Source organism: Streptomyces sp. MJM8645 (assembly GCF_001625365.1).
Lineage (GTDB): Bacteria > Actinomycetota > Actinomycetes > Streptomycetales > Streptomycetaceae > Kitasatospora.
In genome coordinates this window covers 2,465,537-2,479,322 of sequence record NZ_LJJF01000001.1, presented here as the reverse complement: position 1 = coordinate 2,479,322, position 13,786 = coordinate 2,465,537, and the positions used below count along the sequence as shown (strand labels likewise).

The window sequence follows — 13,786 nt, the reverse complement described above, 5'->3', positions numbered from 1 at the left end:
GCATCCGCAAGGGCCCCGCACCGACCGGTGCGGGGCCCTTCGGCATCTCCCGGTGCCCGGAGGGTCACCGGCGGTTCCCGGTGGACTACTTGGGGACCTCGGCGACCGCGCGCAGGTCGCGGGTGTCGGCGGCGAGCTTGTCCAGGTCCGGCTGGGCGCTCGGGTCGGCCACCGTCATGACCATCACCAGGCCGCTGCTGTCGGCCCAGGCGCAGATGCCCATCGTGGTCCCGGCCTCGCCCTCGCCGCCGACGACGGTGGCGCACTCCATCGCGCCGCCCTTGGGGCCGGCGTCCACCACGTGCCGGTTGTCGAGCTTGCGACCGGTGGACGCCATGCCCTGGAACGCCTGGTTCAGTTCCTGCTTCGGCGCCAGGACCTTGCCGTAGCCCCCGAACACGACCAGCTGCGGGTCCGACTGCGCGTTCTGGTAGAGGGCGCCCACCCCGGTGGGGCTCCAGTTGCCGTCGCCCTTGCCGAAGCTGGAGGTGAGCCCCTTCTCCAGGGTGTCGGCGACCTGGGGGTCGTCGCTCTGGCGCAGGTCCTTGAACGTGGCCGGCAGGACGATCTTCTGGGTGCCCGCGCTGCTGGCGACGTCGTAGACGAAGTAGGCGAGCGCGCCGCCGCCCAGCAGCACGAAGGCGCCGACGACGCCGAGCACGGTCCAGAGCGTCTTGCGGGACTTGCGCGGCGGCGGCACCGGCGGGTAGGCGCCGTACCCGGGGTAGGCGCCCGGCTCGCCGACCGGCGGGTAGCCGGGCGGGGGGCTCTGCGGCGGGATGCCGCCGTAGCCCGGCGGGGCCGGCGGGGGCGGTGGTGTGTCGTGTCCCGGCTGCGGCGGGGGGCCGTAGGGGTTCTGCTCGGTCACGCGAGGCCTCTCTGATGGCGATGCCCGGGTGCCGCCCGGCGCGGCCGGCGGCGGCGGGGACGTGGTGGTGACGTGGCGGGGCGGTGCCCCGGTTATTTGGTGACGACCATGGCGTCGCGGATCGCCCGGGTCCTGTCTGCGGCCTGGGCCGGGGTGAGGCCCTGGCCGCCGCCGGTCAGGCTGATCTTGCTGAAGGTGATCCGGCCGGTGGTGGACTTGTCCGCCCACACGCAGACCGTGGGCCCGGCCTTGCCCGCGATGACGCTGGCCACGCCGCAGGCGAGCTTCGCCGAGGAGCTGTGGCCGTCCTGCGCCGGGAAGTCCGTGAGCGGCGTGGACCAGGTCAGCCCGCCGCTGTCCTTCTTCGAGTCGTCGATGATCTGGCCGGGGTCGTTGAGCTCCCCGTAGACGCCGACCACGGAGAGCGTGTCGAGCGCGTCGGAGCCCTTGCTGTAGCTGGCCACCAGCACGTTGAGGTTCTTGCCGAACTTCGCCGCCTCGGGCTTGGCCGGGTCGACGGCCTCCTCCTTGGCCGACTTCTGGGTGTAGCCGTCCGGCAGCGACTGCGGCGCGGAGATCTTGTACTGGCCGCCCTGGTCGTCGCCGAGGAACTTCCACGCGGCGAAGCCGCCGCCGCCCAGCACCAGTGCGCCCACGACCAGGCCGACCACCAGGCCGGTCCGGCCCTTCTTCGGCGGCGGCGGGTAGCCCGGCTGGCCGTACGGGGCCTGCGGCGGGTAGCCGTACGGGGGCTGCGGGGCGCCGTAGGGCGGCTGGGGAGCGCCGTAGGGCTGGCCGTCCTGCGGCGGGTAGCCGTACTGGGGCGGCTGCTGCGGGGCGCCGTAGGGCGGCGGCGGTTGCGGCGGGCCGTACGGGGGCTGACCCCCGTACGGCTGAGGCTGTCCCTGCGGTTGTCCCTGCGGATACTGCTGGCCCTGGCCGTACATCTGCGTCCGTGCTCCCCCGCCGCACCCGCGGCCTGTCGTCGTGTCGTCCCGGGGTCCGTGCGGACACCGGACGAGTGCCCGGGAACGGTACCGTACGGTGTCCTCCGCCGAGCCGTTCGGGCGGGTCGCGTCCGCGCGGAGAAAGCGGTTCGTAACACGGGCCTGCGGTTACGTAAACTGTGCGTCGTGACCGACACGACGAACCAGCACCCCGTGAGCACCTTTGCCGGGGACGAAGCAGCCACTCTCCCGACGACCTACACCCCCGCGGACGTAGAGGGCGAGCTGTACGAGCGCTGGGTAGAGCGTGGCTACTTCACCGCGGACGCCAAGAGCGACAAGCCCCCGTTCACCATCGTCATCCCCCCGCCGAACGTGACCGGCAGCCTGCACCTGGGCCACGCCTTCGAGCACACGCTGATCGACGCGCTGGTCCGCCGCAAGCGGATGCAGGGCTACGAGGCGCTGTGGCAGCCCGGAATGGACCACGCCGGCATCGCCACCCAGAACGTGGTCGAGCGCGAGCTCGCCAAGGAGGGCAAGTCCCGCCACGACCTGGGCCGGGAGGCCTTCGTCGAGCGCGTCTGGAAGTGGAAGGCGGAGTCCGGCGGCCAGATCTCCGGCCAGATGCGTCGCCTGGGCGACGGTGTGGACTGGTCCCGCGAGCGGTTCACCATGGACGAGGGCCTGTCCCAGGCCGTCCAGACCATCTTCAAGAAGCTCTTCGACGACGAGCTGATCTACCGGGCCGAGCGCATCATCAACTGGTGCCCGCGCTGCCTGACCGCCATCTCGGACATCGAGGTGGAGTACCAGGACGACGACGGCGAGCTGGTCTCGATCCGCTACGGCGAGGGCGACGCCTCGATCGTCGTCGCCACCACCCGCGCCGAGACGATGCTGGGCGACACCGCGGTCGCCGTCCACCCGGACGACGAGCGCTACCGCCACCTGGTCGGCACCGAGATCGAGCTGCCGTTGACCGGCCGTCGGATCCCGGTGGTCGCCGACGCCCACGTCGACCCGGAGTTCGGCACCGGCGCCGTCAAGGTGACGCCCGCGCACGACCCGAACGACTTCGAGATCGGCCAGCGGCACGGCCTGCCCTCGGTCGCCGTCATGGACGAGCACGCGGTCATCACCGTGCACGGCCCGTTCCTCGGCCTGGACCGGCTGGAGGCCCGCTCGGCGATCGTCGCCGCGCTGCGCGCCGACGGCCGGATCGTCGCCGAGAAGCGCCCGTACGTCCACTCGGTCGGCCACTGCTCGCGCTGCAAGACCACCATCGAGCCACGGCTGTCCATGCAGTGGTGGGTCAAGGTCGGCCCGCTCGCGAAGGCCGCCGGCGACGCGGTCCGCGACGGCAAGGTCAAGATCCACCCGCAGGAGATGGAGAAGCGCTACTTCGACTGGGTCGACAACCTGCACGACTGGTGCATCTCGCGCCAGCTGTGGTGGGGCCACCGCATCCCGGTCTGGTACGGCCCGAACGGCGAGGTCGTCTGCGTCGGTCCGGACGAGCAGCCGCCTACCGGCGAGGGCTGGCACCAGGACAACGACGTCCTGGACACCTGGTTCTCCTCCGGGCTGTGGCCGTTCTCCACGCTCGGCTGGCCGGAGCAGACCGAGAGCCTGGCGAAGTTCTACCCGAACTCCGTCCTGGTCACCGGCTACGACATCCTGTTCTTCTGGGTCGCCCGGATGATGATGTTCGGTCTCTACGCGATGGACGGCACCCCGCCGTTCCACACCATCGCGCTGCACGGCATGGTCCGTGACCAGAACGGCAAGAAGATGTCGAAGTCCTTCGGCAACGTGGTCAACCCGCTGGACTGGATGGACAAGTACGGTTCGGACGCGCTGCGCTTCACGCTGGCGCGCGGTGCCAACCCGGGCGTCGACGTGCCGATCGGCGAGGACTGGGTCCAGGCGGCCCGCAACTTCGCCAACAAGATCTGGAACGCCACCCGCTTCGCGCTGATGAACGGCGCCACCGTCGAGGGCCCGCTGCCCGCGCCGGAGGAGCTGACCGCGACCGACCGCTGGATCCTGTCGCGCCTGAACAGCACCGTCGCCGAGGTGGACGCGCTGTACGAGGACTACCAGTTCTCCAAGCTGTCCGAGGCGCTGTACCACTTCGCCTGGGACGAGGTCTTCGACTGGTACGTCGAGCTCTCCAAGACCACCCTGGCCAAGGGCGGCCCGCAGGCCGACGCCGCGCGCCGGGTGCTCGGCGAGGTCCTGGACGTCACGCTGCGGCTGCTGCACCCGATCGTGCCCTTCGTCACCGACACCCTGTGGACCACGCTCACCGGTGCCGAGTCGCTGGTCATCGCCGACTGGCCGACGGACAGCGGCTACCGCGACGCCGAGGCCGAGGCCGAGATCGCCACGCTGCAGCAGGTGGTCACCGAGGTCCGCCGGTTCCGCTCGGACCAGGGCCTCAAGCCGGGCCAGCGTGTCCCGGCGAAGCTGGAGCTGGACGGCACCGTGCTGGCCGTCCACGAGGACGCGATCCGCTCGCTGCTGCGGCTGACCGTCCCCGAGGAGGGCTTCGCGGCCACCGCCTCGCTCCCGGTCGCCGGCGCCACCGTCGCGCTCGACCTCTCCGGCACCATCGACGTCGCGGCGGAGCGCAAGCGCCTCGCCAAGGACCTCGCGGCCGCCGAGAAGGAGAAGGCGCAGACCACGGCCAAGCTCGGCAACGAGGCGTTCCTCGCCAAGGCGCCGGACGAGGTGGTCGCCAAGATCCGGGGCCGTCAGGAGGCCGCCGAGGCCGACATCGCCCGGATCACCGCCCAGCTCGCGGCGCTGCCGCAGGGCTGAGCCCGCACCGGTCCGTGAGGGGCCGCACTCCGCGACGCGCGGGGTGCGGCCCCTCCGGCGTTTCCGGGCGGCTCGGCCGGGCGCGGCGGCGGTGTTCTTTTTGCTACGCCTAATAGCCCATCAACATTGCTCCCTTCCGGCGAATATTCATCCTGGACCGGGTGAGGTCCTATTCCTTCCGAATTCATTCCGGTCTTGCCCGCGCGGGTTCGCGGAAGTTTGCAGGTCGGATGTGTACGGTGTGCACGGAGTTTCTGACGGGTGTTTCTGCTGAGCGTTCCTGCTGAGCCGACGGACGGGAGGGCATGGCGTGGTGGTGACCGAGGAATTGGCCGGCGAACTGCCTGCCGAGGCGGTGGAGGAGGCCAAGGCCAGGGCGGCGACCCTGCTGCTGGCGTTCCGTCATGGCAACCAGCTCGCCTTCGACCACGAGCTGGACCTGCTCCTCGCCGAGCGGGCCGAGCGCGAGGTGACCACCCTGCTCGCCTGGATCGCCGCCGAGGCCGTCCGCAAGGCGTACGCGCCCGAGGTCGGCGACCGGGTGCTGCGGGCGATGGCCCGGCGTGCCCCGGCCGACAACGGCGCGGTCGCGGTGGATGAGGAGAGTGCGGACGCCGCCCGGCTGATCGAGGCGGTGGCCGCCGGCGAGGTGGCCGAGGTGCGCGGCCTGGTCGCCTCGACCGCCGACACCACCTTCCTGCTCGGCGGTCTGCTCCAGGGCGTCGCGATGATGCTGCCGCTGCTGCCCGAGGGCGAACTGGCCGAGATCACGGCCGAGTTGCGCCGCCGGCACGGCGGGCCCGCGGCCCACGTCCCGGAGGCCCGGGCCGGGGTCTGAACCCCGGTCCGGGGAGGGGCGTCACGGCATGGCGTGCAGGTGCGCGCCGATGGTGCCCGCGACCGGGTTGCCCGCCTTGGCGTCCCAGTTGGTCGACCAGGTCATCGCCCCGCCGATGCCCGGCCAGGTGGTGTCTGGCTTGTAGCTGCCGCAGTTGGTGCCGGCGGCCAGGCAGTCCAGCGCGTTGTCGACCACGCTCGGGCTGACGTACCCGCCGCCCGCCGCGCTGGTGGAGGCCGGCACCCCGAGCCCCACCTGGTCGGGCCGCAGCCCGCCCTTGAGCTGGATGCAGGCCAGCCCGGTGAGGAAGTCCTCGGTGCCCTGCGAGTAGACGTTGCCGTCGCAGCCGTTCATCGCACCGGAGTTGTAGTACTGCATGTTGACGATGGTGAGGATGTCCTTCACGTTCAGCGCCAGCTTGAAGTACTCCATGCCGGTCGACTGCATGTCGATGGTCTGCGGCGCCATGGTGAGGACGAACCCGCTGCCGCTCTTCGCGGCCAGCGAGTGCAGCGCCTGGCCCAGGTAGACGGCGTTGACACCGTTCTCCAGGTCGATGTCGATCCCGTCGAAGCCGTAGCCCTGCATCAGCGCCCGGGCGGTGCTGGCGAAGTTGGCCGCCGAGGTCGGGTCGCTCGCCGACACCGTGCCGTTCTGCCCGCCGACCGAGAGCACCACCTTCTTGCCGGCCGCCCGCTTGGCCGCGATGTCGGCCTTGAACTGGGCGTCGGTGTAGCCGCCGAGGCGGGAGGAGAGGGCGGGGTCCAGGGTGAAGCCCAGCCCGCCCGGCGTGCTGGTGGCGTCGGCGAAGGAGACCGCGATGATGTCGTAGGCGGCCGGGACGTCGCTGATCCGCTGGACGGTGGCGCCGTTGTCGAAGTTCTGCCAGTAGCCGGTCAGGATGTGCTTGGGCAGGCCGGGCGGCTTGCCGGTCGAGGTGGCGGTCGGGCTGCCGGTGCCGGTGTCCGTGGGGGAGGGGCTGCCGGTGCCGGTGGGGCTCGGGGACGTGGTGGCGGTCGGGCTCTGGGAGGGCTGCGGGCCGCCCGGGCCGATCAGTGAGACGTCGTCGGCGAGGAAGGCGGGCTGCCCGTACCAGCCGTGCAGGTAGACGGTGACGCTGGTGGTGCCCGGGCCGGTGGTGAAGCCGGTGCTCAGCTGGGCCCAGCCGGTGGAGTTCGTCCAGGTGCCGGGGTCGGTGCCGCCGGTGCCGCGGGCGCCCAGGTAGACGTACGAGCCCTGGACCCAGGAGCTCAGCGTGTACGTCGAGGAGGGCTGCACGGCGACGGTCTGGGTGCACTCGCCGGTGTCGCCCGAGCCGGGGGTGGACTGCAGGGCGTAGCGGCCGGAGTGCGCGGTCGTGCTCTGGACGGCGCCGTTGCCGCAGGACCAGCCGGACAGGGTACCGGTCTCGAAGCCGCCGTTGGTGATCAGGTCGGGGTCGGCGGCCTGGGCGCCGGTGCCGGTGGCGAGGGCGAGCCCGCTCAGGCCGAGGGCGACGGCGCAGGCCCCGGCGAGCAGGGTGTGGGCGGCGCGTGGGCGCCGGTGTCGGGCAGGTGGCATGACTCCATCTCCTGTGGGGGAGGCCCGGCGGCGCGCCTGGGTGGTGGGGGTGGAGCGCCGTCCGGGGTGTCGATGGTGCGCGTGCGGGAGCTACCGACAACTCAAGTCCCTGTCGGGGAAGGAGACTTGACTCACAAGGTGGAGTAGACCAATCCGGCTGTCAAGAGGGCGCTAGGCGGCCGACGGCCGTGCCGTGGAGTCGGTTGCTGCGGTGCCGACTGCTCCGGCGTCGGCTGCTCCGGTCTCCGCTGCTCCGGGCTCGGCCGGTTCGGCGACCGCGGCGGTGAGCGCGGCGATCCGCGCCGAGGCCAGGCCGTCGCCGTACGGGCTCGGGGTGGCCGCGAGCCGGGCGAGCCGCTCGGGGGTGTCGGCCAGCCAGGCCCGGGCCAGCTCGCCCAGGTCCTCGTCGGGGCCCACCAGCGCGGCGAAGCCCGCCGCCACCGCCTCCGGACGCTCGGTGGAGCGGCGCACCACCAGCAGCGGGCGGCCGAGCACGGTGCACTCCTCCTGCACGCCGCCGGAGTCGGAGACCAGCAGTGCGGCGTGGCTCGCCAGTCCCAGGAAGTCGGCGTACCCGACCGGCCCGGTGACGGCCAGGCGCTCCAGCAGGGCGTCCAGTGCGAAGCGCTCGACGGCGGCCAGGGTGCGCGGGTGCATCGGGAACAGCACCGGGGTGCCCGCCCGGGCGATCCGGTCCAGTTCGGCCAGCACGGCGCCCAGCGCCTCGGCGGTGTCGGTGTTCTCCGGGCGGTGCACGGTGGCCAGCACGTAGCCGTCCGGGCGCAGCCCGTGCGCGGCGAGCAGCGCGGCGCGGTCGGCCGCGGCCGGCAGCTGACGGCGGACCACCTCGACGACGGTGTTGCCGGTGAGCGCGATCCGCTCCTCGGCGAGGGCCTCGGCGCGCAGGTTGGCGACGTTGTCCCCGGTGGCGGCGCAGAGCAGGTCGGAGACGTGGTCGACCATCACCCGGTTGTGCTCCTCGGGCATCGCCCGGTCGAAGCTGCGCAGCCCGGCCTCGACGTGCACCAGCGGGATCTCCCGGGCGTTGGCGGCCAGCGCCCCGGCGAGGGTGGCGTTGGTGTCGCCCTGGACGACGACGGCGGCGGGGCGGTCCTCGGCGAAGGCGGCGTCCAGCTGGCCGAGGGACTGGGCGATCTGGCCGGCCCGGGGGCGCCCGCCGACGCCGGTGAGCAGCTCGGGGCGGGGCAGGTCGAGGTCGCGCAGGAAGCGGCCGGACATCGCTTCGTCCCAGTGCTGGCCGGTGTGCACCAGGCGGGTGGCGTCGCCGAGTTCGTGGATCAGCGGGGCGAGCTTGACCAGTTCGGGGCGGGTGCCCAGGACGACGGCGACGCTGGCGGGGGGAAGGCACATGCTCATGGGGAGGCTCCGAGGGGGTGGGGCAGCTCAGGGCTCGGGCGCGGGGCTCAAGCGCGGGGCTCAGGACTGAGGCTCAGGACTCAAGGGCGGTGGGGGAGCCGAGGGCGACCTTCTCGGCGTTGCGCCGGGTCTTGGCCCAGCCGTTGCGGCCGAGCAGCATCCGGACGGCGGCCCGGGTGGCGACCACGAAGAGGTGGTAGGCGTAGAGCCAGATCAGGACGCCCCAGAGCAGTCCGGTGAGCCGGCCGCGGTCGGGGTGGACGAGTCGGCGGTAGGCGAAGCCCCAGAACACCATCGGCAGGGTGGCGACCGCGAAGGCGAGCAGCATCCACGGGCCGAACCTGACGTGGAAGTCGGCGGTCTCGGCGGGGAAGAGCACCAGCCCGGCCGCCGTGATCCCGAGCGAGAGCGGGAACAGCAGGACCAGCAGCACACAGACGACGGGCTGCAGGAAGGTGTACAGCACCTCGGCCTTGCCGGACCAGGTGTAGAAGGGGGAGCGCAGCACCCGGCCGGTGTAGCGCAGGCACTGCATGTTGCCCTGGGCCCAGCGGGTGCGCTGGGTGAGGAAGCGGCGCAGCGAGATCAGGCCCTCCTGGGAGACCTGGGTCTCGGTGACGTGGGTGAGCCGCCAGCCGGCCAGGCGCAGGTCGAGGCCGGACTCGTAGTCCTCCAGCAGGGCGCGCTCGGGCCAGGGCCGGCCGGCCCGGCCCTCCTCGGCGGTGAGCGAGTCGAGGGCGGTGAGGCGGACGAACTGGCCGTTCCCGCCGAGGCCGACGCTGCCGGTGCGGCGGCGCAGCAGCTGCATGCCGGCGTTGTTGGCCTGGAACTCGACGTCCTGCATCCGGACCAGGGCGCGGGCGAACGCGTTGGCGGTCCGGCCGCGGCCGGGCAGCGGGAGTTCGTCGTCGGCGTTGCGCATCCGCACGCCGATCTGGACGGCGCCGGTGTCGGGGCGGCCGAGCGCCTTGTCGTTGCAGACCTGGGGGAGGGCGCCGGGGTCGAGCCGTCCGTCGGCGTCGACGACGCCGATCACCACGCGGGAGCGGTCGGTGTCCTCGGGCAGCCAGGCGGTGATCTCGCGGTAGGCGGCGTTGAGGGCGGCGCCCTTGCCGATCCGGGCGTGCGGGCGGCGGCGCTGGACGAGGTGGACGCGGTCGTCGTGGGCCGCGGCGGCGAGGACGAGGTCGCGGGTGGCGTCCTCGCTGTCGTCGTCGATCACCCACAGGTGGGCCTCGGGCGCACCGGCGCGCAGGCCGGCCAGGGTCTGGGTGACCACGGCCTCCTCGTCGCGGCAGGGGATCACCAGGTGCCACTGGAAGGCGGCCGGGTCGCCGGGTTCGGCGGGCCGGTTGTGCCGGAAGGCGTGCCGGGAGCCGGCCCAGTACAGGAGGAAGCGTCCGAAGACGAAGGCCATGTAGCCGACGAGCGCCAGTGAGACCAGTCCGGCGAACCAGACGACGGCGTCCTGGCGGAGCACGATCCAGTCGTGCAGAGCGTCGGGCATGGCGTAGTACTCCTCGTGATCAAAGGCGGCGCGGCTCCAGGGGGTGCGAATCGATGCTTCGTTGCGGTTCAAATTCGCCAAAGAGATAGTAAAGGGGGCAAATTGGAAACTCCGACCAAAGTGGTCGTTCTCACCCCGTGAGGACGGCCCGCCAACCCTCCGTAGACTGTGGTCGTGAGCGACAAGGCCGACCCGAACCCGTACACCCTCCGCCCCACCGACGGCGACACCGACGACACCCTGCGCGATGTCGAGGTGGAGCTCTCCAAGCGCTGGCCGGAGAACAAGCTGGAGCCCTCGCTCGACCGGATCGAGGCGCTGATGGACATCCTGGGCCAGCCCCAGCGGTCCTTCCCCTCCATCCACATCACCGGGACCAACGGCAAGACCTCCACCGCCCGGATGATCGAGCAGCTGCTCAACACCTTCGAACTGCGCACGGGCCGCTACACCAGCCCGCACGTGGAGAGCGTCACCGAGCGGATCACCCTGGACGGCGCCCCGATCACCCCCGAGCGCTTCGTCGAGGTCTACCGCGACATCGAGCCGTACGTGCAGATGGTCGACGCGGCGCAGCCGGTGCCGATGTCCTTCTTCGAGGTGCTGACCGGCATGGCCTACGCCGCCTTCGCCGACGCCCCCGTGGACGTCGCCGTGGTCGAGGTCGGCATGGGCGGCTCCTGGGACGCCACCAACGTCATCGACGCCGCCGTCGCCGTGATCACCCCGATCGGGCTGGACCACACCGACAAGCTCGGCGAGACCACCGGCGAGATCGCGGTTGAGAAGTCCGGGATCATCAAGTCCGGTGCCGTCGCCGTCGTCGCCCAGCAGCAGCTGGACGCCGCCCAGAACATCCTGCGGCGCGCCGTCGAGGTCGACGCCACGGTGGCCCGCGAGGGCATGGAGTTCGGCGTGATCCGCCGTGAGCTCGGCGTCGGCGGCCAGCTGGTGACGCTGCGCGGGCTCGGCGGCGAGGAGTACGAGGACGTCTTCATCCCGCTGCACGGCGAGCACCAGGCGCACAACGCGGTGCTGGCGCTGGCCGCGGTCGAGGCCTTCTTCGGCGTCGGCGGCGCCCGCGGCGGGCAGCTCGACGTGGACAAGGTCCGCCAGGCCTTCTCCGGCGTCTCCTCGCCCGGCCGCCTGGAGGTCGTCCGCCGCAGCCCCACGATCATCCTGGACGCCGCGCACAACCCGCACGGCGCCCGCGCCACCGTCGCCGCCCTCGGCGAGTCCTTCGGCTTCACCCGGCTCGTCGGCGTGATCGGCACCTCCGGGGACAAGGACGTGGCCGGCGTGCTGGAGGCCTTCGAGCCGGTCCTCGCCGAGGTCGTCATCACCCAGAACTCCACCCACCGCGCGATGGACGTCGACGAGTTGGCGGCGCTGGCCGTCGACATCTTCGGCGAGGACCGCGTCCAGGTCGAGCCCCGGCTCGACGACGCCATCGCGGCCGCCGTCACCCTCGCCGAGGAGGAGGGCGACCTCGGCGGCGCCGGGGTGCTGGTCACCGGTTCGGTCATCACGGTGGGCGAGGCCCGCCTGCTGCTCGGGAGGAAGTGACATGAGGACCCTCTGCTCCTCGACCCTGATCGGCGAGGCTCTCCTGGCCATGTTCGCCGCGCTGGTCGCGATGCAGCTGTCGAGCGTCTCCACGGCCACGATCTGGATCGTCACCGGGATCGTCATGGCGCTGTGCATCGCGCTCTGCGGCATGATCAACCGCCCTGGGGCGGTGGCCGTCGGCTGGGCGCTGCAGATCGGCCTGATCGCCAGCGGCTTCATCCTGCCGACCATGTTCGGCCTCGGTGTGGTCTTCGCCGGCCTGTGGTGGTGCTCGGTGCACTACGGCCGCAAGGTGGACGAGTTCAAGGCCGCCCGGGCCGCCGCCGAGGCGGCTGCCGTACCGGTCTAGGGCCCGGACCGGCGGGCCGACACGCCGCACACGCAAGGTAATCTCTGCCGTGTCGGCTCCCGCCCGTCGGCCCGACTGCCTTGCCGTACCGAATCCCCAGGAGACGCACCGTGTCCCAGCGCACTCTCGTCCTGCTCAAGCCCGACGCCGTCCAGCGTGGCCTGGCCGGCGAGATCATCAGCCGCATCGAGCGCAAGGCCGGCTGGCGGCTCACCGCCGTCGAGCTGCGCACCTTCGACCGGGCGACGCTGGAGCAGCACTACGCGGAGCACGTCGGCCGCCCGTTCTACGAGCCGCTGCTGGAGTTCATGACCTCCGGTCCGTCGATCGCCCTGATCGTCGAGGGCGAGGAGGTCGTCCGCGGCATCCGGATGCTGGCCGGTGCGACCAACCCGCTGGAGGCCGGGGCCGGCACCATCCGCGGCGACTACGCGACGATCACCCGCGAGAACCTGATCCACGCCTCGGACTCCCCGGAGTCGGCCGAGCGCGAGATCAAGATCTTCTTCCCGGCGCACGCCTGAGTCCAGCCGGGCGACACGCCCGAGGGACCTTGGCACTGCCCCGGTCGGGACCATTGGCCCGGCCGGGGCACTTTTATCGTGAAATAAGCAACCAGAGGTGCCGACACGGCGTCCCAATGCCCGGAGAAGCGAACACGCTCCGGACAATGGACGGTATGCCCCGCATCGACGTCCGTGCCGCGCCGCGTGACTACGATGGACGCGACTCAAGGGCCCGGTAAGGCAGCTCAGCTGGCTCCGCCCGAGCGTGGGCGCGCTCTCGTCCAACCCCCCTATGAACTCCGAGCCCGGGAAGGCAACCACACCCCATGGCGAGCAACCTGTCGTTCATCGGCCGCGACTTGGCGATCGACCTTGGAACTGCCAACACGCTGGTGTACGTCAGGGGCAAGGGGATCGTCCTCAACGAGCCGTCCGTCGTCGCGGTGAACACCAACACCGGCGGCATCCTGGCGGTCGGTGCCGAGGCGAAGAAGATGATCGGCCGGACGCCGGGCAACATCGTCGCCATCCGCCCGCTCAAGGACGGCGTGATCGCCGACTTCGAGATCACCGAGCGGATGCTCCGCTACTTCATCCTCAAGATCCACCGCCGCCGCTACCTCGCCCGCCCCCGGGTCGTGGTCTGCGTGCCCTCCGGCATCACCGGAGTCGAGCGCCGCGCCGTGATCGAGGCGTCCTCGCAGGCCGGCGCCCGCCAGGTGCACATCATCGAGGAGCCGATGGCCGCCGCCATCGGCGCCGGGCTGCCCGTCCACGAGGCCACCGGCAACATGGTCGTCGACATCGGCGGCGGCACCACCGAGGTCGCGGTCATCTCCCTCGGCGGCATCGTCACCGCCCAGTCCATCCGGGTCGCCGGCGACGAGCTGGACAACGCGATCGTCCAGCACATCAAGAAGGAGTACTCGCTGCTCCTCGGCGAGCGCAGCGCCGAGCAGATCAAGATGAGCATCGGCAGCGCCTTCGGCCTGGAGGGCGAGAAGGACGAGCACGCCGAGATCCGCGGCCGCGACCTGGTCAGCGGCCTGCCCAAGACCGTGGTCATCTCCGCCGCCGAGGTCCGCGAGGCCATCGACGAGCCGGTCAACTCGATCATCGACGCCGTGAAGACCACCCTCGACCAGTGCCCGCCCGAGCTGGCCGGCGACGTGATGGACCGCGGCATCGTGCTCACCGGCGGCGGCGCCCTGCTGCGCGGCCTCGACGAGCGGCTGCGCCGCGAGACCGGCATGCCGATCCACATCGCCGAGAACCCGCTCGACTCGGTCGCGCTCGGCTCCGGCAAGTGCGTCGAGGAGTTCGAGGCGCTCCAGCAGGTACTGGACGCCTCCCCGCGCCGTTAGCACCACCGAGACATCCGACACTCAACTGAACGGGCGGCCGCCCGGGCCCCACAGCCCGGGCGGCCGACCAGGTAC

11 protein-coding genes are annotated in these 13,786 nt (G+C 71.8%); 6 read left to right on the top strand and 5 right to left on the bottom strand.

Annotated elements, in window-relative coordinates:
* Positions 1–85 precede the first annotated feature (85 nt).
* Entirely contained in the window at positions 86–868 is a 783-nt protein-coding gene (locus A6F73_RS10590) for a hypothetical protein (protein WP_063347568.1), read from the bottom strand.
* Between the two features lie 92 nt (positions 869–960).
* Positions 961–1,815, bottom strand: coding sequence for a hypothetical protein (locus A6F73_RS40385; RefSeq protein ID WP_063347567.1), 855 nt, complete (start codon positions 1,813–1,815; stop codon positions 961–963).
* 213 nt (positions 1,816–2,028) lie between these two features.
* On the opposite strand from A6F73_RS40385, the gene A6F73_RS10580 reads away from it, so the two are divergent.
* Both A6F73_RS10580 and A6F73_RS10575 read left to right on the top strand, forming a co-directional pair.
* Positions 2,029–4,641 (top strand): valine--tRNA ligase, encoded by a 2,613-nt coding sequence (locus tag A6F73_RS10580; RefSeq protein ID WP_107453022.1) that lies wholly within the window; start codon positions 2,029–2,031, stop codon positions 4,639–4,641.
* A gap of 316 nt (positions 4,642–4,957) precedes the next feature.
* Positions 4,958–5,479: a hypothetical protein gene (locus A6F73_RS10575; RefSeq protein WP_159398426.1), complete on the top strand. Its 522-nt coding sequence runs from the start codon at positions 4,958–4,960 to the stop codon at positions 5,477–5,479.
* 21 nt (positions 5,480–5,500) lie between these two features.
* On the opposite strand, the gene A6F73_RS10570 is transcribed toward A6F73_RS10575, so the two are convergent.
* The 3 genes from A6F73_RS10570 to A6F73_RS10560 form a co-directional block, all read right to left on the bottom strand.
* Entirely contained in the window at positions 5,501–7,039 is a 1,539-nt protein-coding gene (locus tag A6F73_RS10570) for a glycosyl hydrolase family 18 protein (protein ID WP_063347564.1), read from the bottom strand.
* 171 nt (positions 7,040–7,210) lie between these two features.
* Complete coding sequence (gene wecB / locus A6F73_RS10565) at positions 7,211–8,410, bottom strand: UDP-N-acetylglucosamine 2-epimerase (non-hydrolyzing) (RefSeq protein WP_063351099.1); 1,200 nt, start codon at positions 8,408–8,410, stop codon at positions 7,211–7,213.
* A 79-nt stretch (positions 8,411–8,489) separates the two neighbouring features.
* On the bottom strand, positions 8,490–9,923 hold the full coding sequence (locus A6F73_RS10560; RefSeq protein WP_244293352.1) for a glycosyltransferase family 2 protein: 1,434 nt from the start codon (positions 9,921–9,923) through the stop codon (positions 8,490–8,492).
* Between the two features lie 174 nt (positions 9,924–10,097).
* Here A6F73_RS10560 and A6F73_RS10555 point away from each other — a divergent pair, with 174 nt between their 5' ends.
* The 4 genes from A6F73_RS10555 (at position 10,098) to A6F73_RS10540 (ending at position 13,711) form a co-directional block, all read left to right on the top strand.
* Entirely contained in the window at positions 10,098–11,489 is a 1,392-nt protein-coding gene (locus A6F73_RS10555; RefSeq protein WP_063351097.1) for a folylpolyglutamate synthase/dihydrofolate synthase family protein, read from the top strand.
* Between the two features lies 1 nt (position 11,490).
* Positions 11,491–11,841: a DUF4233 domain-containing protein gene (locus A6F73_RS10550; protein WP_063347563.1), complete on the top strand. Its 351-nt coding sequence runs from the start codon at positions 11,491–11,493 to the stop codon at positions 11,839–11,841.
* 110 nt (positions 11,842–11,951) lie between these two features.
* Positions 11,952–12,365: a nucleoside-diphosphate kinase gene (gene ndk, locus A6F73_RS10545; RefSeq protein ID WP_063347562.1), complete on the top strand. Its 414-nt coding sequence runs from the start codon at positions 11,952–11,954 to the stop codon at positions 12,363–12,365.
* Between the two features lie 320 nt (positions 12,366–12,685).
* Entirely contained in the window at positions 12,686–13,711 is a 1,026-nt protein-coding gene (locus tag A6F73_RS10540) for a rod shape-determining protein (protein ID WP_031076009.1), read from the top strand.
* Positions 13,712–13,786 lie beyond the last annotated feature (75 nt).

What these genes read in the sequence shown, in the direction of transcription:
- A6F73_RS40385 (WP_063347567.1), bottom strand. Translation starts at nt 1,815, where the DNA reads ATGTACGGCCAGGGCCAGCAGTATCCGCAGGGACAACCGCAGGGACAG.
- A6F73_RS10570 (WP_063347564.1), bottom strand. Translation starts at nt 7,039, where the DNA reads ATGCCACCTGCCCGACACCGGCGCCCACGCGCCGCCCACACCCTGCTC.
- wecB (WP_063351099.1), bottom strand. Translation starts at nt 8,410, where the DNA reads ATGTGCCTTCCCCCCGCCAGCGTCGCCGTCGTCCTGGGCACCCGCCCC.
- A6F73_RS10560 (WP_244293352.1), bottom strand. Translation starts at nt 9,923, where the DNA reads ATGCCCGACGCTCTGCACGACTGGATCGTGCTCCGCCAGGACGCCGTC.
- A6F73_RS10550 (WP_063347563.1), top strand. Translation starts at nt 11,491, where the DNA reads ATGAGGACCCTCTGCTCCTCGACCCTGATCGGCGAGGCTCTCCTGGCC.